The organism is Brevundimonas guildfordensis, assembly GCF_014836405.1.
GTDB lineage: Bacteria > Pseudomonadota > Alphaproteobacteria > Caulobacterales > Caulobacteraceae > Brevundimonas > Brevundimonas guildfordensis.
The window spans coordinates 55,851-74,278 of sequence record NZ_JACSQU010000003.1; the positions used below are offsets into that span (position 1 = coordinate 55,851).

Annotated in this window: 19 protein-coding genes; 7 read left to right on the forward strand and 12 right to left on the reverse strand. The window is 68.4% G+C overall.

Annotated elements, in window-relative coordinates:
- Positions 1 to 3 precede the first annotated feature (3 nt).
- Genes mmcB through thpR form a run of 3 tightly spaced genes read right to left on the reverse strand, consistent with a single transcriptional unit; the run spans position 4 to position 1,578 of the window.
- A complete protein-coding gene (gene mmcB / locus H9656_RS11795) occupies positions 4 to 450 on the reverse strand; it encodes a DNA repair putative endonuclease MmcB (protein ID WP_191744464.1) in 447 nt (148 codons plus the stop codon).
- Between the two features lie 25 nt (positions 451 to 475).
- Positions 476 to 1,042: a GNAT family N-acetyltransferase gene (locus H9656_RS11800; protein ID WP_191744465.1), complete on the reverse strand. Its 567-nt coding sequence runs from the start codon at positions 1,040 to 1,042 to the stop codon at positions 476 to 478.
- On the reverse strand, positions 1,039 to 1,578 hold the full coding sequence (gene thpR / locus H9656_RS11805; protein ID WP_191744466.1) for an RNA 2',3'-cyclic phosphodiesterase: 540 nt from the start codon (positions 1,576 to 1,578) through the stop codon (positions 1,039 to 1,041). Before thpR ends, H9656_RS11800 begins: the two co-directional genes overlap by 4 nt.
- 126 nt (positions 1,579 to 1,704) lie before the next feature.
- Between thpR and H9656_RS11810 the strand changes: the two genes are divergently transcribed.
- Positions 1,705 to 2,457: a Bax inhibitor-1/YccA family protein gene (locus tag H9656_RS11810; RefSeq protein ID WP_191744467.1), complete on the forward strand. Its 753-nt coding sequence runs from the start codon at positions 1,705 to 1,707 to the stop codon at positions 2,455 to 2,457.
- 136 nt (positions 2,458 to 2,593) lie between these two features.
- Here the strand turns inward: H9656_RS11810 and H9656_RS11815 are convergent, their stop codons facing one another.
- A complete protein-coding gene (locus tag H9656_RS11815) occupies positions 2,594 to 2,935 on the reverse strand; it encodes a DUF2794 domain-containing protein (protein ID WP_191744468.1) in 342 nt (113 codons plus the stop codon).
- Positions 2,936 to 3,069: 134 nt separating this feature from the next.
- Between H9656_RS11815 and H9656_RS11820 the strand changes: the two genes are divergently transcribed.
- Positions 3,070 to 3,867 (forward strand): enoyl-ACP reductase FabI, encoded by a 798-nt coding sequence (locus H9656_RS11820; RefSeq protein ID WP_191744821.1) that lies wholly within the window; start codon positions 3,070 to 3,072, stop codon positions 3,865 to 3,867.
- Positions 3,868 to 3,966: 99 nt separating this feature from the next.
- Positions 3,967 to 5,136 carry a benzoate/H(+) symporter BenE family transporter gene (locus tag H9656_RS11825; protein WP_191744469.1) on the forward strand — a complete coding sequence of 390 codons (1,170 nt, stop codon included), beginning with the start codon at positions 3,967 to 3,969 and terminating at the stop codon, positions 5,134 to 5,136.
- Here H9656_RS11825 and H9656_RS11830 read toward each other — a convergent pair.
- On the reverse strand, positions 5,096 to 5,329 hold the full coding sequence (locus tag H9656_RS11830; RefSeq protein ID WP_191744470.1) for a KTSC domain-containing protein: 234 nt from the start codon (positions 5,327 to 5,329) through the stop codon (positions 5,096 to 5,098). The two genes, H9656_RS11825 and H9656_RS11830, sit on opposite strands and share 41 nt — an antisense overlap.
- 127 nt (positions 5,330 to 5,456) lie before the next feature.
- Here H9656_RS11830 and H9656_RS11835 point away from each other — a divergent pair, with 127 nt between their 5' ends.
- Complete coding sequence (locus tag H9656_RS11835) at positions 5,457 to 5,630, forward strand: YegP family protein (protein ID WP_191744471.1); 174 nt, start codon at positions 5,457 to 5,459, stop codon at positions 5,628 to 5,630.
- Positions 5,631 to 5,668: 38 nt separating this feature from the next.
- On the opposite strand, the gene H9656_RS11840 is transcribed toward H9656_RS11835, so the two are convergent.
- From H9656_RS11840 to ffh, 4 genes are all read right to left on the reverse strand, one after another.
- Complete coding sequence (locus H9656_RS11840; RefSeq protein ID WP_191744472.1) at positions 5,669 to 6,373, reverse strand: glutathione S-transferase N-terminal domain-containing protein; 705 nt, start codon at positions 6,371 to 6,373, stop codon at positions 5,669 to 5,671.
- 68 nt (positions 6,374 to 6,441) lie between these two features.
- Positions 6,442 to 6,969 carry a ribosome maturation factor RimM gene (gene rimM, locus H9656_RS11845; protein WP_191744473.1) on the reverse strand — a complete coding sequence of 176 codons (528 nt, stop codon included), beginning with the start codon at positions 6,967 to 6,969 and terminating at the stop codon, positions 6,442 to 6,444.
- Positions 6,970 to 7,079: 110 nt separating this feature from the next.
- Positions 7,080 to 7,580 carry a 30S ribosomal protein S16 gene (rpsP, locus tag H9656_RS11850; protein WP_191744474.1) on the reverse strand — a complete coding sequence of 167 codons (501 nt, stop codon included), beginning with the start codon at positions 7,578 to 7,580 and terminating at the stop codon, positions 7,080 to 7,082.
- Between the two features lie 24 nt (positions 7,581 to 7,604).
- Positions 7,605 to 9,128 carry a signal recognition particle protein gene (gene ffh / locus H9656_RS11855; protein ID WP_191744475.1) on the reverse strand — a complete coding sequence of 508 codons (1,524 nt, stop codon included), beginning with the start codon at positions 9,126 to 9,128 and terminating at the stop codon, positions 7,605 to 7,607.
- A 311-nt stretch (positions 9,129 to 9,439) separates the two neighbouring features.
- Here ffh and ppc point away from each other — a divergent pair, with 311 nt between their 5' ends.
- Positions 9,440 to 12,145 (forward strand): phosphoenolpyruvate carboxylase, encoded by a 2,706-nt coding sequence (ppc, locus tag H9656_RS11860; protein WP_191744476.1) that lies wholly within the window; start codon positions 9,440 to 9,442, stop codon positions 12,143 to 12,145.
- Here ppc and H9656_RS11865 read toward each other — a convergent pair whose 3' ends face one another.
- Together H9656_RS11865 and H9656_RS11870 are read right to left on the reverse strand one after the other, a co-directional pair.
- Positions 12,146 to 13,111, reverse strand: coding sequence for a magnesium and cobalt transport protein CorA (locus H9656_RS11865; RefSeq protein WP_191744477.1), 966 nt, complete (start codon positions 13,109 to 13,111; stop codon positions 12,146 to 12,148).
- A gap of 261 nt (positions 13,112 to 13,372) precedes the next feature.
- Positions 13,373 to 15,460: a M3 family metallopeptidase gene (locus tag H9656_RS11870; protein ID WP_225212503.1), complete on the reverse strand. Its 2,088-nt coding sequence runs from the start codon at positions 15,458 to 15,460 to the stop codon at positions 13,373 to 13,375.
- 204 nt (positions 15,461 to 15,664) lie between these two features.
- Here H9656_RS11870 and H9656_RS11875 point away from each other — a divergent pair, with 204 nt between their 5' ends.
- A complete protein-coding gene (locus tag H9656_RS11875; protein ID WP_191744479.1) occupies positions 15,665 to 16,528 on the forward strand; it encodes a glutamate racemase in 864 nt (287 codons plus the stop codon).
- A gap of 26 nt (positions 16,529 to 16,554) precedes the next feature.
- Here H9656_RS11875 and H9656_RS11880 read toward each other — a convergent pair whose 3' ends face one another.
- Entirely contained in the window at positions 16,555 to 17,055 is a 501-nt protein-coding gene (locus H9656_RS11880) for an S-type pyocin family protein (protein ID WP_191744480.1), read from the reverse strand.
- A 133-nt stretch (positions 17,056 to 17,188) separates the two neighbouring features.
- Here H9656_RS11880 and coaBC point away from each other — a divergent pair, with 133 nt between their 5' ends.
- Complete coding sequence (coaBC, locus tag H9656_RS11885; protein WP_191744481.1) at positions 17,189 to 18,424, forward strand: bifunctional phosphopantothenoylcysteine decarboxylase/phosphopantothenate--cysteine ligase CoaBC; 1,236 nt, start codon at positions 17,189 to 17,191, stop codon at positions 18,422 to 18,424.
- The last annotated feature ends 4 nt before the right edge of the window (positions 18,425 to 18,428 follow it).

An 18,428-nucleotide genomic window follows, 5' to 3' on the forward strand; every position in this document is an offset into this window, starting at 1 on the left:
CCTCTACTCGCGCATCGTCCTGAGCGCGCCCAGCCGCGCGAAAGCCAGGGTCAGGGCCTTGCGGCGCGCCGGGGCCAGGGGCGTGGCGGGCGCCGCGCGCAGCACCGCCCCGCCGAAGCCGTCGGCCACGATCAGGCCCGGCTCGTCCGGCAGGACGCCCTCCGGGAACTCCGGCGCCACGGCGAAGTAGAAGGCGTCGCAGAACGGCCCGTACTCCTGCCATTTGCGGTCGACGCGATAGTCGTCGATCCCCGACTTCACTTCGCAGATGACGATGTCGCCCTTGGGGCCCAGGGCCATGACGTCGGCGCGACGGCCATTGGGCAGGCAGACCTCCAGCAGAGGCGCATAACCCATGTCGACCAGCAGCCGAGCGGCCCCTCGCGTCACCGAGAGGGTGGTTTCGGGACGGCTGAAGACCAGTTCGAGATGAAGCGCAGCGGCAGGCATGCGCCTTTATGTTCCCGTTGCGTTCCTACCGCAAGCGCTGCCGGTTCTCCTGCCACTGATCGCGCGTCTGCCCCCACAGATTGACCTTGTGCTCGTGGAACGGCGGCGGGATCGCCCCCGGCCCGCGATTGGTCGAGCCCAGGCGCTCGGCCAGCTTTTCCGAGGCGCGGTTGTCCGGATCGATGCAGTGGATGACGTCGGGCCAGTCCAGTTCGTCGAAGGCGTAGTCCATGGTCGCCGCCGCGGCCTCGACCGCATAGCCCTTGCCCGTGGCGTCGCGGTGCAGGCTCCAGCCCACTTCGCGGCCCGGCCAGTCATAGGGATGCAGCGGTCCGATCCGGCCCATCCACAGGCCGGTCGCCTTCTCGATGACCGAGAACATGCCCTCGCCCTGCAGCGCCCACATCCCGGCCACCGAGGCCATGGCGCGCCAGACCTCGTGCTTCGACTGCACGCCGCCGATGAAGCGCGTCGTCTCAGGGTCGCTCATGAAGTCGGCCCAGCGCGGGAAGTCGTCATGCGTCGGCGGGCGCAGGAACAGGCGCTCCGTCTCCAGCGTGGGGCCGAGGGGCGAGGTGGGACGCTCGATCACAACAGATACTCCCGCTCCAGAGTGTAGACGCTGCCGTCCCCGGTCAGGACGCTGGAATAGAGGCCGAAGCGATCCACCCGGATCGGCGGCGACTTCAGCAGATTGTGTCCGGCGATCCAGGCGCCGATCCGGTCAGGATTCGCCTGCGGCTTCAGATAGGCCAGGGTGACGTGGGGCCGGTATTCGCGCTTCTCCGGCGGGACGCCCGCGCGCTCGCCCGCCGCGCGGCACCGTCCGGCCAGGACGTTCAGCGGTTCGGACCGCTCCAGCCCGGCCCACAGGGTGTGGCTGCGGTGGGCGTCGCCAAAGGCGCCGACGCCACTCAGGGCGATCTCGAACGCCCCCCCGCCCTCGGCGCGGGTCAGTTCAGAGGCCAGGTCGTCGGCCGTGCGCTCTGACGCCTCGCCATAGAAGGCCAGGGTGACGTGCAGCGCATCCAGCGGCCGCCAGCGGGCGCCGGGCAGGCCGGACTGCCGCCGCGCCAGGGTCTCGGCGACGTCCTCGGGAATGGCGATGGCGGTGAACAGGCGCAACATGCGACCCTTGGTAGCGGGCGGAACCGGCAGCCGGAAGCCCGCTTTTTCTTGCATGGACGCCCCGGCGTGCCGATATTTGAGCCAAAGGTCGGGACCATCCCGGCCGAATGGGAGACTTCTTTCGCGATGAGCGATTTCAACAACGGCTATGCGCGCCCGCTTCCGCAGTCGGCGGACATGTCCGTCGACGCCGGCCTGCGCGCCTTCATGCTGGGCGTCTACAACAAGCTGGCGATCGGTCTGGTCGTCGCCGGCGTCCTGGCCTACGTCACCGGCAACGTCCCGGCCGTGCAGCAGCTGCTGTTCGCCCGCATGCCGGACGGCCGCATCGGCCTGACCATGCTGGGCATGATCATCCAGTTCTCGCCGCTGGTCATGCTGTTCGGCTCCATGTTCTTCATGAAGAACCCGACGGCCAAGGGCGTGAACATGCTCTACTGGGCCGTGGTCGCCACCATCGGCGCCGGTCTGGGCGTGCTGTTCCTGCGCTATACGGGCGGTTCGCTGGCCTCGACCTTCTTCGTCACGGCGGCGGCCTTCGGCGGTCTGAGCCTGGTCGGCTACACGACCAAGAAGGACCTCAGCGGCATGGGCACCTTCCTGATCATGGCCCTGATCGGCCTGATCCTGGCCATGCTGGTCAACGCCTTCCTGGTGAAGTCGGGCATGTTCGGCCTGGTGATCTCGGGTCTGGGCGTGCTGATCTTCTCGGGCCTGATCGCCTATGACACCCAGCGCCTGAAGATGACCTACTACGCCCTGGGCGGCGACAAGAACGCCATGGGCGTGGCCACGGGCTTCGGCGCCCTGAGCCTCTTCATCAACTTCATCAACCTGTTCCAGTTCCTGCTGGCCTTCATGGGCGGCAGCCGGGAATAGGGGCTTTTTGAGTGCGCTATGGCCGTGACGCGGTCACGGCCGACTTGAGCGCCAACGGCCTCAAGCCGCCCGAAGGGCGATAGGCAAATAAGGAACGGGCCCCGGCAGCGATGTCGGGGCCTTTTCTTTGGCGCCCTTACTCCACCACCGTGAACTTCCGACTGTCGAAGACCCGCAGCACCTGCGCCAGGTCCCGGCCGCGCTTCAGCACATGGCCGCCCTCGCCGATCACCGCCCACTCTCCCTGCTTCAAACGCAGGGCCGGACGCTTCTCGATGCGGTAGACCGGCGCATCGCCGTGACGGCGAAAGACGGCGAATTCGGCGTGGTCTTTCTGGCCCGCCATGGCGTAGTCGCGCCATTCGCCCGCAGCCACCATCCGTCCGTAGACCCGCAGCATCTGATCCAGTTCGCGGCGGTCGAAGAAGACCGGCCCGCCTTGGGGCTGCGCATTCGAACTGTCTGCCTCGAAGCTCATGGCTTCAACTTAAGGCCCGGATCACGAAACGCCAGCGCGGCCGCACCTTGTCACCCGCCGCGCGGGCGTCCAAAAGGCGCGTCAACGATCTGATTTGACGGAGACGAACCATGGCGACGAGCGAAGGCTGGGACATGCCCACCGGCGACCTCATGAAGGGCAAGAAGGGCCTGATCATGGGGGTGGCCAACTCCAACTCCATCGCCTGGGGCATCGCCTCGCAGCTGGCCGCCCAGGGCGCCGAGCTGGCCTTCACCTACCTCGGCGAAGGTCTTGAGCGCCGCGTGCGCCCCCTGGCCGAAAGCGTCGGCGCCAAGCTGCTGATCCAGGCCGACGTCACCGACGACGCCTCCATGGACAAGGCCTTCGAAGAGCTGGAGAAGGAGTTCGGCACGATCGACTTCGTCGTCCACGCCATCGCCTTCGCCAACAAGGACGAGCTGAAGGGCTCGTTCGTCGACAACACCACGCGCGACAGCTTCCTGCTGGCCATGAACATCTCGGCCTTCAGCTTCGTCGACGTGGCGCGCCGCTCGGCCAAGCTGATGCCCAACGGCGGCTCGATGATCACCCTGACCTACCTCGGGTCGGAGCGGGTCATCCCCAACTACAACACCATGGGCGTGGCCAAGGCCGCCCTGGAGGCCGCGACCCGCTACATCGCGCGCGACCTGGGGCCGAAGGGCATTCGCGTCAACGCCATCTCGGCGGGCGCCATGCGCACCCTGTCGCTGGCGGGCATCGCCGGCGGGCGCGGCCTGCACTCCAAGTCGGCGCAGTTCTCGCTGATCAAGGAAGAGACCTCCATGGAAGGCGTCGCCGGCGCCGCCCTGTGGCTGTGCTCGGACCTGGGCCGCTCGACCACGGGCGAAGTCGTCCACGTCGACGCCGGGTTCCACGCCGTCGGCCTGCCGGACGACATGGAGGGCTGAGCCAGCCTCGCCTCTGCGGAAATCAGGGCCGTCGGTTCGCCGACGGCCCTTTTCTTTGCCCCTCTTCCGATGATGCGCCGCCCGGCCTAGCTTGGGCGCATGAGTTCCTTACGCCTGCCGCCGCCCGCCAGCTTCTCCGCCGCCGCCGTGGCCACGATCGTTGGTTTCGGCGGCACGGTCGCCCTGGTGGTGCAGGCCGGACAGGCGATGGGCGCCTCGCCTGAACAGATCGTCTCCATGGTGACGGCCCTGTGCCTGGGCATCGCCGTGCCGGGCGCCTTGCTCAGTTGGCGGTTGAAGACGCCAGTCATCCTGGCCTGGTCGACGCCCGGCGCCGCCCTGCTGGCGGCTTCGACGCTGAGCCTCGGGTGGAGCACCGCCGTCGGCGCCTTCGTCCTGGCCGGCGTGATGATGACGCTGACGGGTCTGGTTCCGGCCCTGGGCCGGCTGGCCGAGCGCATCCCCGCGACCGTCGCCTCGGCCATGCTGGCGGGTGTGCTCCTGCCCTTCTGCCTCAAGCTGTTCCTGGTGTTCCCGAGCGATCTGGCCCTGGCCGGCGGCCTGCTGCTGGTGTTCCTGATCATGCGCCGCCTGGCGCCCGCGTGGGCCCTGCCGGCCGTCCTGGCCGCCGCCTTCGCGGTTCTGGCCTGGCGCGGCCAGCTGGGCCTGCCGCAGGGAAGCGGCCTGTTCGGCAGCCTGTTGCCGGTTCAGCTCGCCTTCGACTGGAAAGCGGCGGTCAGCCTGGCCCTGCCGCTGTATCTGGTGACCCTGGCCTCGCAGAACCTGCCGGGGCTGGTGGTGCTGAGGGCCGCGGGCTACGCGCCGCCGGCGGGCAAGCTGATCTTCTGGACCGGCCTGGCTAGCGCCCTGCTCGCCCCCTTCGGCGCGCACGGCGTCAACCTGGCCGCCCTCGTCGCCGCCATCGGCGCCGGGCCCGAGGCCCATCCCGATCCGGCCCAGCGCTGGGCCGTGGGGGTGCTCTACGGCCTGTTCTACCTCGGCGTCGCCCTGTTCGCCGCGCCCCTGGCCGGCCTGTTCATCGCCATGCCGACGGCGGCGCTGGCGCTCCTCACCGGCCTGGCCCTGATCGCTCCGCTGACGGGGTCGCTGAGCGGCATGATGAGCGCGGCCGAAGATCGCGAGGCGGCCGTGCTGACCTTCGCCGCCACGGCGTCGGGCATGGCGCTGTTCGGGGTCGGTTCGGCCTTCTGGGGCCTGGCGGTCGGCTTCATCGCCCTGGCGGCGCGTCGCTGGATCGGCGCGCGCTGAACACCCGGCGACAGGGAAAGCGGTCGCGGATGCGCGGCCCGAAGAAGCGCCCTTTCGACGGCGCCTGAGCCAGGCCCTCGGCCACCTCCGGCGGCACATCGTCGTAGTCGTAGACGTCGCCCGAGACGAAGGTCAGCCGCAATCGACGGGCGGCCTCGTCATAGCTGAAGCGACGGATGACGCTGGACGGCATGAGACAGGAACGGCCGGACCGCGTCTCGGCTCCCCCTCACGCACCCGTGTTCGGCGCGACATTGACGACCGAACCGACTGTGTCAGCTTGACCTTGGCCCGACTGGGGCCTGCGAAGCGAGGCGATCATGGCGCACAAGTTCGAGGTCTACCAAGACAAGGCAGGCGAGTATCGCGTCCGGTTCAAATACAATTCGGAGATCATCTTCTCGACCGAGGGTTATTCCGACAAGTCGGGCGCCAAGCGCGCCATCGAGTCGATCAAGAAGCACGTCGGCGACGCGCCGACCGAAGAAGTCTAAGTCGGCGCGGGGGCGCGGCGTCGCGCCCCCGCCTCCATTTACGCCCGCGCCGGGATCTCCAGCCCGCGCTGCACCGCCGGACGCGCCAGACCCCGCTCCAGCCAGGCGGCGACGCGCGGGAAGTCGGAAAAGCCGACCAGATCGCCCGCCTCATAGAAGCCGATCAGGTTGCGCACCCAGCCCAGGATGGCGATGTCGGCGATGGTGTAGTCGGCGCCCATGATCCAGTCGCGACCCGCGAGCCTGCCCTCCAGCACCCCCAGCAAGCGCTTGGATTCGGCGACGTAGCGATCGCGCGGCCGCTTGTCCTCGTACTCGCGCCCCGCGAACCGGTGGAAGAAGCCGAGCTGGCCGAACATCGGGCCGATGGCCGCCATCTGGAAGAAGACCCACTGCAGCGTCTCATAGCGCGCCGCCGGATCGGTCGGCAGGAAGCGCCCCGCCTTTTCAGCCAGATAGACCAGGATGGCGCCGGATTCGAACAGGACCAGCGGCTTTCCGCCCGGGCCGTCAGGATCGATGATGGCGGGGATCTTGCCGTTGGGATTCAGCGACAGGAACTCCGGCGTCCAGGTCTCGTCCTTGCTGATGTCGACCAGATGAGGCTCATAGGGCAGACCCAGCTCCTGCAGAAGAATCGAGACCTTCACGCCGTTGGGCGTGGGCAGCGAATAGAGCTGCAACCGGTCAGGATGCTGCGGCGGAAACTGACGGGTGACGGGGAAGGCGGACAGGTCGGCCATGGAATGCTCCGGCTGGTGTGACCCTGTCCATGTCGGGAGCCGCAGGGCGATCCGCAACCGTGTCGGCGTCAGTCTTCGTCGCGGTCGCTGACTTCGGTCGGGCGGACGATGCGCAGCCAGCCCTCTTTGATGTGCAGTTCCGGCGCCGCCTCACGGGTGAAGGGCAGGTACCAGGTCGGACCGTCCTCGGCCGGGGCGATCTCCAGCATGTCGTCGGCCCCGAAGTTCTGGACCGACTTCACCTTGCCCAGCACCACGTCGGCCGGATCGCGCCCTTCCAGGCCGATCAGGTCGGTCAGGTAGAACTCGTCCTCTTCCGGCTGGGGCAAGGCGTCGCGCGTGACGAACAGCTTCTGGCCGCGCCGGGCGTCGGCTTCTTCCTTGGTCGCGATCTCCTTGACCCGCGCCACAACGCCCGCCTTGTCCGGCCGCGCCGAGATAAGGGTCAGCGCCGGTTTTCCGTCGGGGCCCAGCAGCGGCGAATAGCCGACCAGGGCCATGGGCTCGGCGGTATAGGCGCTGATGCGCACCTCGCCCTTCACGCCGAAGGCGCCGCCGATCTGGCCCACCAGGATCAGTCTGTCTTCGCTGCTCATGACCGGGCTCCGTTTGCCGATGCGATGGGTCCAGATAGCAGAAAAGCAGCGCCCCGGAAGGACGCTGCTTTCCCGTTTCAACCGGCCGTGGCCGGATGAAGAGATAAGGCTTAGGCCTGCTCTTCGGTCGCCTCAGCGGCGGCTTCAGCGGCAGGAGCCTCTTCAGCCGGAGCTTCTTCCGCGGCCGGAGCGGCGGCGGCGGCGGCGGCGGCCTCAGCGGCCTCGGCCTTGGCGGCGGCTTCGGCTTCCAGGCGGTCGGCTTCGCGCTGGGCGCGCTCGGCGGCGCGTTCCTGGGCCTTCTTGCCCGGCTCGGCCTTCTTCGGGTTGTTGCCCTGGGCCCACTGGACCTTGCCGGCCAGCGCTTCGTCCTGGCTCTGGCTGATGAAGCGGGCGACGCGGTCGGTCGGCTGGGCGCCCTTGGCGAGCCACTCGGCGATGCGGTCGGCCTTCAGGACGATGCGCGGGGTGGCGCTGTCCTTGGGCAGCATCGGGTTGTAGCTGCCGACGCGCTCGATGAACTTGCCGTCGCGCGGGGCGTGCGAGTCGGCGATGACGATGTGGTAGTAGGGGCGCTTCTTGGCGCCGCCGCGGGACAGACGAATCTTCAGCATTTTCAGTCTCTTTCTAGAAAGGCGTTAGTTCTTTTTGGGGAAGCCCGGCAGACCCGGAAGGCCCCCCGGAAGTTGTCCGCCGCCCAGACCCGCCAAGCGGTCCTGAATGGCTTTCATTTCATCGGCCGAGGGTTCCGGCATCTTGCCGCCGCCCAGAGCCTTCAGACGGTTCATGTCCGGACCGCCGCCGCCCATGCCCGGCAGGCCGCCCATCATGGAGGCCATCTTCTGCAGGTTCTTGCCGCCGCCCTTGGACAGCGACTTGACCATGTCGGCCATCTGGCGGTGCTGTTTCAGCAGGCGGTTGATGTCCTGGACCTCTACGCCGGCGCCCTTGGCCACGCGCTTCTTGCGGCTGGCGTTCAGCAGGTCCGGCTTCTTGCGCTCGGCCATGGTCATGGAGTTGATGACGGCCAGCTGGCGGTCGATCATCTTGTCCGAGACGTTGTTCTCGGCCATCTGGTTCTTCAGCTTGGCCACGCCGGGCAGCAGGCCCATGATGCCCTGAAGACCGCCCATCTTCTTCATCTGGTTCAGTTGACCCGCCAGATCGTCCAGATCGAACTGGCCCTTGGCCAGCTTGCGGGCCATCTTCTCGGCCTTGGCCTGGTCCAGCTCGCCCGCGGCCTTCTCGACCAGGGCGACGATGTCCCCCTGACCCAGGATGCGGCCAGCGACGCGGCGGGCGTCGAAGACGTCCAGCGCATCGACCTTTTCGCCCGCGCCCAGATATTTGATCGGCAGGCCGGTGACGGCGCGCATCGACAGCATGGCGCCGCCGCGCCCGTCGCCGTCGGCGCGGGTCAGCACCAGACCCGTCAGGGGCAGACGCTCGTGGAAGGCGGCGGCGGTGCGCACCGCGTCCTGACCGGTCAGGCTGTCGGCGACCAGCAGGGTCTCGACCGGCTTGGCGATCTCGGCGACCTCGGCCACCTCGTTCATCAGCCCTTCGTCCAGGGTGATGCGGCCGGCGGTGTCGAGGATCAGGACGTCGAAGCCCTGCAGCTTGGCCGACTGAAGCGCACGGCGGGTGATCTGGACCGCGCTCTCGCCCGCCACGATGGGCAGGGTCGCGACCTCGATCTGCTGGCCGAGCGTGGCCAGCTGCTCCATGGCCGCCGGACGACGCGTGTCCAGCGAGGCCATCATGACCTTCTTCTTGTCGAACTTCGACAGGCGCAGGGCCAGCTTGGCCGAGGTCGTCGTCTTGCCCGAGCCCTGCAGACCGGCCATCAGCACGACGGCGGGCGGGGTCGCATTGGTGTTCAGCGGAACCGGCTCTTCGCCGCCCAGCATGTCGACCAGGCCGTCATAGACGATCTTGATGACCTGATCGGCGGGCTTGACCGCGCGGATGACGTCTTCGCCGGTCGCGGCCGTCTTGGCGCGGGCGATGAAGTCCTTGACCACCGGCAGGGCGACGTCGGCCTCGAGCAGGGCGACGCGGACCTCGCGCAGGGCCTCCTCGACATCCTTTTCGGACAGGGCGCCGCGGCCGGTGATCCGGTCGAAGACGCCTGTCAGCCGCTCGTTCAGAGCCTCGAACATTCAAACCCTTTCATGCGCCTGGGCCTTGGCCTCCGTGAGCAGCGCCCATGGGCGGGCGACCTCTGCGAACGATCACGTCGACAGAGGCCCTCTCCCGCCTCGTCCTGAAGAAGATCAGGGGTCGTGCGGGTGGAGGCGCAGGTTCAATTGCGCCGGAAGTCGCGGCTTATGGCGGAAAAGCAAGGCGATGTCGACTCCGTTCTCATGACGAAAGGCGACTCCTCAAGGGTTTGCGCGTTGCCTCATGGACTAGCGCGCCGGGATCACCCTGATACGGTTTGGCTTCCGGCCTCGCCCTTGAGAGACAATCCATGAGCCAGACTACGGAACTTCCCCATGATCGTCTCCGCGCGGAGGTCCGGCTTCTGGGCGCCCTTCTGGGGGAGGTGATCCGGGACGAGGGGGGACAGGCGCTCTACGACCGCATCGAGGCCGTGCGCCAGGCCTCGGTCGCCTATCACCGGGACCCGGCCTCGGACGGCGCTTCGAAACTGGAGCGGCTCTTGGGCGAGCTGTCGCTGGATCAGGCTATCGGCCTGACGCACGGATTCGCCGCCTTTTCGCTGCTGGCCAATGTCGCCGAGGACCGGGCGGGCAAGCGCCGCGCCCAGGCTCAGGCCGAGGCGGGCGAACGGGCCGACACCCCCGAGGGCGTGCTCAAGCGTCTGGCCGAGGCAGGCGTCGACAAGGGCGCCGTGCGCGACCTCCTGGCCCAGGCGTTGATCTCGCCGGTGCTGACCGCTCACCCGTCCGAGGTGCGACGGAAGAGCGTGTTGGACCGCACCGCGGCGGTCGGCGAACTGCTGGATGGCTGCGACCGCGACGGCGTCGCCTGCGACGCCATAACCCTGAAGGACGCGCTTCGCCGCCAGATCGTCATCCTGTGGACCACGCGGCTGACCCGCGCCTCGGCCCTGGTGGTGCAGGACGAAATCGACACCGTGGTCGACTGGCTGCGGCGCATCTTCCTGCATGTCGCCCCGGCCCAGCTGGCCGAGTGGCGCAAGCTGCTGGACGCGCCGGACCTGACGCCCTTCGTGCGCATCGGCTCCTGGGTCGGCGGCGACCGCGACGGCAACCCGAACGTCGACGCCGACACCCTGCGCGCCGCCTTCCGCAGTCAGGCCCGCGCCGCGCTTGGCTTCTATCTGGACGAGGTGCACGCCCTGGGCGCCGAGCTCAGCCTGTCCATCGACCTGACCCGCGTCACCCCGGAACTGGCCGCATTGGCGCAAGGGTCGGGCGACGCCTCCATCCAGCGCGCGGACGAGCCCTATCGCCGAGCCCTCAGCCAGATCTACGCCCGCCTGTCCGCCGCCTATCCGAATCTGACCGGAGAGCCGACGCCGCGCCCTGCCCGCTTCGAAGCCCCGCCCTACGACGGACCCGACGCCTTCCGCGCCGATTTGAACACCCTGCACGACAGCCTGGTGCGGACCCACGGCGCCGTCTTCGCCGATGATCGGCTGGCGCGGCTGATCACGGCGGCGGACGTGTTCGGCTTCCACATGGCGACGCTGGACCTGCGTCAGAACGCCGACGTGCATGAGCGCGTGGTCGCCGACCTGCTCAAAGTGGCGGGTGTCTGCCCCGACTACGCCGCCCTGGACGAGGCCGATCGGCTGGCCGTGCTGGCGCGCGAACTGGCCGGCCCCCGCCCCCTCTTCTCGCCCTATGCCGACTATGCGACCGAGACGCTGAAGGAGCGCGCCATCCTTCAGGCCGCCGCCGAGGCTCTTTCGACGTTCGGCCCGCAGGCGATCCGCACCCACATCGTGTCCAAGACCGACGCCGCCTCGGACATGCTGGAGGTCTATCTGCTGCTGAAAGAGGTCGGCCTTTACGACCCGGCCGACGCGTCCGCCTGCCCCATCCAGGCCGCCCCCCTGTTCGAGACCATCGACGACCTGCGCGCCGCCCGCGCCACGCTGGAGCGCGTCCTGGCCGAGCCGTCCGCCCGCGCCGTGGCCGAGGCGCGCGGCGTGCAGGAGGTGATGATCGGCTATTCCGACAGCAACAAGGACGGCTCCTACCTGACCTCGGGCTGGGAATTGCACGAGGCCTCGCGCGGCCTGCTGGACGTCGCCCACGCCGCCGGCGTGCGGCTGCAGCTGTTCCACGGCCGGGGCGGCGCTGTGGGGCGCGGTGGCGGTTCCGCCTTCTCCGCCGTGCTGGGCCAGCCCGCCGGCACGGTGGCGGGCCGCATCCGCGTCACCGAACAGGGCGAGGTCATCGCCAACAAATACGGCGAGCCGGAGGTGGCCCAACGCAACCTCGACGCCCTGACCTGCGGAACCCTGCTGGCCTCGCTGGGGCCGCAATCGGACGCGGACTACAGCGCCCGCTACGGCGCGACGGCGGCGCGTCTGTCGGCCGCCTCGATGAAGGCCTATCGCGCGCTCGTTTATGAGACGCCCGGCTTCGTCGACTATTTCCGCGCCGCCACCCCCATCGCCGAGATCGCCGACCTGAAGATCGGCTCGCGCCCGGCCAGCCGCACCGCCTCGCCCGCCATCGAGGACCTGCGCGCCATTCCCTGGGTGTTCAGCTGGTCGCTATCGCGGGTCATGCTGCCCGGCTGGTTCGGCTTCGGCTCGGCGGTGCAGGGCGAGGACCCCGCCGAGCTGCGCGCCATGGCCGAGACCTGGCCCTTCTTCCGCACCGTGGTCCAGAACATGGAGATGGTGATGGCCAAGGCCGACATGGCCATCGCCCGCCGCTACGCCGGGCTGGTCCCCGACGCGGCGCTGGCCGAGCGGATCTACGCTTCCATCCGCGCCGAATGGGACCGCACCGTCACGGCCGTGCTGTCGATTACCGGACAGCAGACCCTGCTGGGCGGCCAGCCCGAGCTGGATCGGCTGATCCGTCAGCGAATGCCTTACGTCGAGCCGCTGAACCATGTGCAGATCGAACTGATCCGCCGCCGCCGGGCGGGCGACGACGACCCGCGCGTTCGCAACGGCATCCTTCTGGCCATCAACGGCGTGGCGGCGGGTCTCAGGAACAGCGGCTGATCACAGCCACCGCGTCCGCTTGAAGGTCACGTACAGGCCGATGCAGATCACCACGATCAAGCCTAGGACCGCCGGATAGCCATAGGTCCAGCGCAGCTCGGGCATGTGCTCGAAATTCATGCCGTAGATGCCCGCCACCGCCGTCGGTGTGGCCAGGATAGCGGCCCAGGCGGCCAGCTTGCGGGTGATGACGCCCTGACGCTGCTGCTCCAGCAGGTTGGACACCTCGAACACCGAGGCCAGGATGTCGCGCAGGCCCGCCGCCCGGCTGGACACCCGCCGCACATGGTCGGCCACGTCGCGGAAATAGGGCCGCACCTCGCGGTCGATGCAGGGCAGATCCAGCGACTGCAGCTTGACGCTGACTTCCTCCATCGGCCCCAGCACCCGACTGAACTTCACCAGTTCGCGGCGCAGCTGGAACAGACGGGTGATGTCGGCGCGCGACAGAAAGCTGTCCAGCGCGACCTGCTCCATCTCGAGCACCTTGTCCTCGATGGCGTCGATGATGGGGATGTAGCCGTCGACGATGAAGTCCAGCACCCCATGCAGGATGAAGTCCGGCCCGTGTTTCAGCTGTTGCGGCGAAGCCTCCAGCTGGGCGCGCAACTGGGTGTGGGCGCGGGCCGAGCCGTGGCGGATGGTGATGACGTAGTTGGGTCCGACGAAGACGTGCGTCTCGCCGTACAGGATGCGGTCGCCCTTGGCCTGGGCCGTGCGGGCGACGATGAACAGCTCGGAGCCATAGACTTCCAGCTTCGGGATCTGGTGCGCCGTCAGGGCGTCCTCGACCGCCAGGGGGTGCAGGTGAAAGCGCCGCACCAGAACGTCGAACTCCTCGTCCGTGGGCTCATGCAGGCCGATCCAGAGATACTCGCCCGCCGCCAGGGTCAGGCCCTGATCCGTCAGCGGCGCCGCGCGCACCCGTTTGCCGTCCTTGTAGACGTAGGAGGCGACGACGCTCATGGGCTCTCCTTCCTAGTGGGGCCGCGATCAGAAGGCTTGCGCCTTCTCGACCCGACGCGGCCCGTGACGCGACCCGTGACGCGACCAAGGCTTAGCATGGACGCAGGCCCCGTCGAGGCCTCCATCTTCCGTCATGCTCGGGGCAAGTCCGAGGATGACGGAGCATAACTGGCAACGAAAAGGCCCGGCGGATTTCTCCTCCGAGCCTTTCCATGTTCAGCGTCTAACGGGCCTCAAGTAGGCCGAAGGCCGATAGGCCCCTTAAGAGGTGGGGAACCCGCGCACCTTCAGAAGGGCCGTCACGTCGGGATTGCGGCCGCGGAAGCGGCGATAGGCCTCGGCGCGGTCCGTGGTGTTGCCCTCGGCCAGGATGATGGCCTTGTAGCGGGCGCCGATGTCCGGGTTGAAGACGTCGCCGGACTCTTCGAAATAGGCCCAGGTGTCGGCGTCCATCACTTCCGACCACAGGTAGGAGTAGTAGCCGGCCGAATAGGCGTCCGAGGTGAACAGGTGATTGAACTGCGGCAGGCGGTGCCGCATCACGATCTCCTTGGGCATGCCCAGACGGTTCAGGCTGTCGCGCTCGAAGGCGTCGATGTCGGTCGGCGGCGTCGCCTGGGTGTGCAGGTCCATGTCCACCAGGGCCGACGACAGGTAGGACACCGTCGTATAGCCCTGGTTGAAGGTGGCGGCGGCCTCGATCTTCTCGACCAGGGCCTGGGGCATCGGCTGGCCGGTTTCGACGTGCTTCAGGAAGCCGTCGATGATCGGACGCGACAGCACCCAGTGCTCGTGCACCTGCGACGGATATTCGACATAGTCGCGCGGCGTGCCGGCCAGAGCCGGGTAGCGCACTTGCGACGACAGCGAGTGCAGGGCGTGGCCGAACTCGTGGAACAGGGTCTCGGCGTCGTCCAGCGAGATCAACAGCGGGCCGCTGGCGGCCTTGATGAAGTTGTTGTTGTTCGAAGCCAGGACGTTCTTCACGCCGTCATAGGTCGAGTACGACCGGTAGGTCGTGGCCCAGGCGCCCGACCGCTTGCCCGAGCGGGCGAAGTCGTCGGAGTAGAACAGGCCGACGTGCGAGCCGTCCGCCTTGTTGCGGACCTCGAACACCTCGACGTCCGGATGGAAGACCGGCACCGAGCCGTCGGTGATCTTGTGGAAGGTGAAGCCGTACAGGCGCTCGGCCATGTAGAAGGCGCCGCGCTTGACGTTGTTCAGCTCGAGGTAGGGCTTCATCTCGTTCTGATCGAGGTCGTACTTCGCCTTACGCACCTTCTCTGCGTAGTAGAGGTAGTCCCACGGCTCGATGTCGTGACCGGCGATCGCCTTCATGTCGGCGACCTCCTCGGCGACGCGGGCCTTGGCCGGCGCCCAGACGCGCTCCATCAGCTCCATGGCCGCCGCAGGCGTCTTGGCCATGGTGTCCTGCATGCGCCACTCGGCATGGTTGGTGAAGCCCAGCAGCTTGGCGCGCTGCTGACGCAGGTCGACGATCTGGGCGATCGTCGCATTGGTGTCGTTGGCGTCGCCGTTGTCGCCGCGGTTGACGAACTTCTTCCAGACCTGCTCGCGCAGGGCGCGGTCATCGGCGAACGACAGGAAGGGGTCGACGCTGGAGCGGGTGTTGTTGATGGCCCAGCCGCTGAGGCCGTGGGCCTGTGCGGCGGCCGCTGCGGCGGCCTTGTTGGAGGCCGGCAGGCCGGCGACGCCGGCTTCGTTCGGGATGTGGGTCCAGGTCTTCTCGTCCTCGACCACCTTCTGGCCGAAGCTGGTGAAGGCGTTCGACAGGGCGGTGTTGATGCGGCCCAGCTCGGCCTTGCCGGCGGCGTCCAGGGCGGCGCCGTTGCGGATGAAGCTGTCGCGGCTGCGCTCGGCCAGACGGGTCTGCTCAGCCGTCAGCCCCATGGCGGCGGCGTTGTCGGCCACCGACTTGATGCGGGCGAACAGGCGCTCGTTGAAGGTCGTCTCGTCGCTAGCGGCCGACAGGAGCGGCGACACTTCGCGGGCCAGGTCCTGATACTCGGCGGAGCCGATGTTGGAGGTCATGACGCCGAAGACGGCCATGGCGCGGCCTTGCGGCTCGCCGGCCATCTGCATGGCGACCAGGGTGTTGGCGAAGGAGGCCGGCTCGGGATTGTCGGCGATGGCGTTGATCTCGGCGCGGCGCAGCTCAATGCCTTCGAGGATGGCTTCGCGCAGCTTCGGCGCCGTCACCTTGTCCCACGGCGGCACGCCTTCATAGGGGCCGGTCCACACCTGAAGCAGCTCGGCGCGCGGCGCGGTCGTCGGCAGGACGGCGCGGGCGATGCGGGCCTCATCGGCGGTCGGGGCGACGCCTGTCATTGCGGTCTCCATGGCGCCGGCCGAAGCGCAGCCCGCGAGGGCGAAGAGGCTCGCGCCCCCGATGAGAAGGTGGCGTCTGTGCATGCGGTTCTCCCAACCTTTGACGTCGTGGCGCGCCCGCGACCAGACGATCTGGGCGACGCATCGGCCTGATGTAATGGTATCCATTGGACGGCGAAACCCCGCGAGGCTAAAGGCCGCTGCATGGCGATAGGCGTTTTCGACTCCGGCGTGGGGGGCCTGACGGTCCACCGCGAACTCACGACCCGCTTTCCGACGCGGGATTTCATCTATCTGGGCGACCAGGCCCACGCCCCCTATGGCGGGCGAAACGGCGAAGACATCGTCGAGCTGACCCGCGCCGGCTGCGAGCGCCTGTTCGAGGCGGGCGCCTCCATCGTCGTGCTGGCCTGCAACACGGCCTCGGCGATTGCGCTGCGCCGGCTGCAGCAGACCTGGATTCCGGGAATGCGCGAAAAGCTGGGCCGGCCGGTCAATGTGCTGGGCATCATCGTCCCGACCATCGAGGCGGCCACCGGCCTGCCCTGGTCCTACGAAGCCGAGCGCAACGGGCGTATGGAAGGCGAGAAGAAGCAGGCGATCGACATCACCGGCGTCTTCTGCACCGCCGCCACGGCGATGAGCCGCGTCTACGAGATCGAGATCGACAAACGCCGCGACGACCTGGCCGTCTTTACCGAGGCCTGCCCCGGCCTGGCCGGTCTGATCGAACTGGGCGCGCCGTCAGAGGAGTTGAAGGTGGTGATCGACGACCACGTCGACGCCCTGCGTCGCCGCATCGGCCGTCACCCGGACAAGGCGGTCCTGGGCTGCACCCACTATGAGATCGTCGCCGACCTGTTCGCCCAGGCCCTGCCCGCCGGCGTCCAGATCATCAGCCAGCCGGCCGCCGTCGCCGACTCGCTGGAGCGCTACTTTGAGCGCCACCCGGAATACGAGCTGGGTTCCTCGGCCCGGCGCGACTTCCTGACCACAGGAACGCCCGGCCCGCAGTCGGACCTGGTCGCCCAGTTCTGGGGCGCGCCCCTGACGTTTGATCAGGCCTGACGTCAACGCGCAGCGCTGGCGCGAGGCTATTCCTCCGCAGTCCTGCGCTGGCCGAAGGTCGGCGCCCGCTCTTTTTGCTGCGCCCAATAGGCCGGGCCGTCGTCCGGCTTGAACATGGTGCGCGGCACGCCGTTGCGGTCCACCACGGCGAAGGTGTTCGTCGCGGCCTGATAGAAGAGGGTGTCGCCGTTGGCGCGCTTCACCGTCTCGGTTCCCTTCGGCGTCGCTTCGGTGAAGGTCCGCACCTTCTGCAGATAGTCGTCCGCCGAGCTGGCCCCGAAGGCGGCGCCATTGCGCTCATACAGCCGCTGCACCTTGGCGTCGGCGGTCTCGCGTCGGTTGGCGGTGACGGTGGGCTTGGCCGCCTCGGCCGCACCTGCCCCATCCGCAGCCTCGGGCGCGGTCGTCGAGATCAGGCCGGCCGGTTCGGCCGCATTGCGATCCCGCGTCTCTACCGCCGAACCGCCGTTGTCGCATCCGGCCACAACCAACACCGCAGCCAGCGCCGCGAACCTCCGTACCACCATGGCGTCCCCTCCCAGAATTTCACCGAACACAGATAGCCATAGAATTTCCCGTCCGGCAAAGTTCCCTTTCAAGGAGCACTGACCCCGCCGCTTTGTCTCGACGCCGTCACCCAGCGCCGCTAGACCTTGGCTCATGACCTCACCCTCGCTTTCCAGCGCCCTGGCCGGCCGCAAGGTCCTGTTGATCATCGGCGGCGGCATCGCCGCCTATAAGGCGCTGGAGCTGATCCGCCTGCTCAGCAAGGCGGGGGCCGAGACCATGACCGTGCTGACCAAGGCCGGGGCCGAGTTCGTCACCCCCATGTCGCTGGCCGCCCTGAGCGGCCATCCGGTGCGGCAGGAACTGTTCATGCCGGAAGACGAAACCGCCATGGGCCATATCGAACTGTCGCGCTGGGCCGATCTGGTAGTGGTGGCGCCCGCCACGGCCGGGCTGATCGCCAAGGCCGCCAACGGCATGGCCGACGACCTGGCCTCGACCACGCTTCTGGCCACCGACAAGAAGGTGCTGCTGGCCCCGGCGATGAATGTGCGCATGTGGCTGCACCCCGCAGTTCAGGCCAATGTCGAGCGGCTGAAGGGCTTCGACGGCTATCACGGCATGGCCGTGGTCGGGCCGGACGACGGCATAATGGCCTGCGGCGAGTTCGGGCCGGGCCGCATGGCCGAGCCTCCGGTGATCTTCGATGCGATCGCCCGCCTGTTGGCCGGGCCGGACGGACGTCCGCTCACGGGCCGGACCGCCGTCGTGACGGCCGGGCCGACGTTCGAGCCGATCGACCCGGTTCGCGGCCTCACCAACCGCTCCAGCGGCAAGCAGGGCTACGCCGTCGCCGCCGCCCTGGCCGACCTCGGGGCGCAGGTGACGCTGATCTCCGGCCCGGTGGCGCTGGACGCCCCTGTCGGCGTGACCCGCGTCTGGGTCGAGGCCGCGACCGAAATGAAGGCCGCCGTCGAAGCCGCGCTTCCTGCCGACATCGCCGTGATGAGCGCCGCCGTCGCCGACTGGCGCGTGGACGGGGTGGCTTCCGGCAAGATCAAGAAGGCGCCCGGCGGCCCGCCCTCGCTGGCCCTCATCGAAAACCCCGACATCCTGGCGGGTGTCTCCGCGCCCGGCCCGCGTCGCCCGAAGCTGGTGGTGGGTTTCGCCGCCGAGACCAACGACCTGGAGGCCAACGCCCGCGCCAAGCTGTCGCGCAAGGGGTGCGACTGGATCGTCGGCAACGACGTCTCTGACGAGGTGTTCGGCTCGGACGGCAACGCCGTGACCCTGTTCACCCGCGACGGCGAGGAGCCCTGGCCCCGCCAGTCCAAGACCGAAGTCGCCAGGAAGCTGGCCCAGCGCATCGCCGATCACTTCAAGGCCTGAGACC

Bases quoted from the DNA above. Each gene is read 5' to 3' on its own strand.
- rpsP (WP_191744474.1), bottom strand. From the start codon at position 7,580: ATGCTGAAGATTCGTCTGTCCCGCGGCGGCGCCAAGAAGCGCCCCTAC.
- mmcB (WP_191744464.1), bottom strand. From the start codon at position 450: ATGCCTGCCGCTGCGCTTCATCTCGAACTGGTCTTCAGCCGTCCCGAA.
- H9656_RS11820 (WP_191744821.1), top strand. From the start codon at position 3,070: ATGCCCACCGGCGACCTCATGAAGGGCAAGAAGGGCCTGATCATGGGG.
- H9656_RS11875 (WP_191744479.1), top strand. From the start codon at position 15,665: ATGGCGATAGGCGTTTTCGACTCCGGCGTGGGGGGCCTGACGGTCCAC.
- coaBC (WP_191744481.1), top strand. From the start codon at position 17,189: ATGACCTCACCCTCGCTTTCCAGCGCCCTGGCCGGCCGCAAGGTCCTG.
- ppc (WP_191744476.1), top strand. From the start codon at position 9,440: ATGAGCCAGACTACGGAACTTCCCCATGATCGTCTCCGCGCGGAGGTC.
- H9656_RS11840 (WP_191744472.1), bottom strand. From the start codon at position 6,373: ATGGCCGACCTGTCCGCCTTCCCCGTCACCCGTCAGTTTCCGCCGCAG.
- H9656_RS11865 (WP_191744477.1), bottom strand. From the start codon at position 13,111: ATGAGCGTCGTCGCCTCCTACGTCTACAAGGACGGCAAACGGGTGCGC.
- thpR (WP_191744466.1), bottom strand. From the start codon at position 1,578: ATGTTGCGCCTGTTCACCGCCATCGCCATTCCCGAGGACGTCGCCGAG.
- H9656_RS11810 (WP_191744467.1), top strand. From the start codon at position 1,705: ATGAGCGATTTCAACAACGGCTATGCGCGCCCGCTTCCGCAGTCGGCG.
- ffh (WP_191744475.1), bottom strand. From the start codon at position 9,128: ATGTTCGAGGCTCTGAACGAGCGGCTGACAGGCGTCTTCGACCGGATC.
- H9656_RS11870 (WP_225212503.1), bottom strand. From the start codon at position 15,460: ATGACAGGCGTCGCCCCGACCGCCGATGAGGCCCGCATCGCCCGCGCC.
- H9656_RS11825 (WP_191744469.1), top strand. From the start codon at position 3,967: ATGAGTTCCTTACGCCTGCCGCCGCCCGCCAGCTTCTCCGCCGCCGCC.
- H9656_RS11835 (WP_191744471.1), top strand. From the start codon at position 5,457: ATGGCGCACAAGTTCGAGGTCTACCAAGACAAGGCAGGCGAGTATCGC.
- H9656_RS11830 (WP_191744470.1), bottom strand. From the start codon at position 5,329: ATGCCGTCCAGCGTCATCCGTCGCTTCAGCTATGACGAGGCCGCCCGT.
- rimM (WP_191744473.1), bottom strand. From the start codon at position 6,969: ATGAGCAGCGAAGACAGACTGATCCTGGTGGGCCAGATCGGCGGCGCC.
- H9656_RS11815 (WP_191744468.1), bottom strand. From the start codon at position 2,935: ATGAGCTTCGAGGCAGACAGTTCGAATGCGCAGCCCCAAGGCGGGCCG.
- H9656_RS11880 (WP_191744480.1), bottom strand. From the start codon at position 17,055: ATGGTGGTACGGAGGTTCGCGGCGCTGGCTGCGGTGTTGGTTGTGGCC.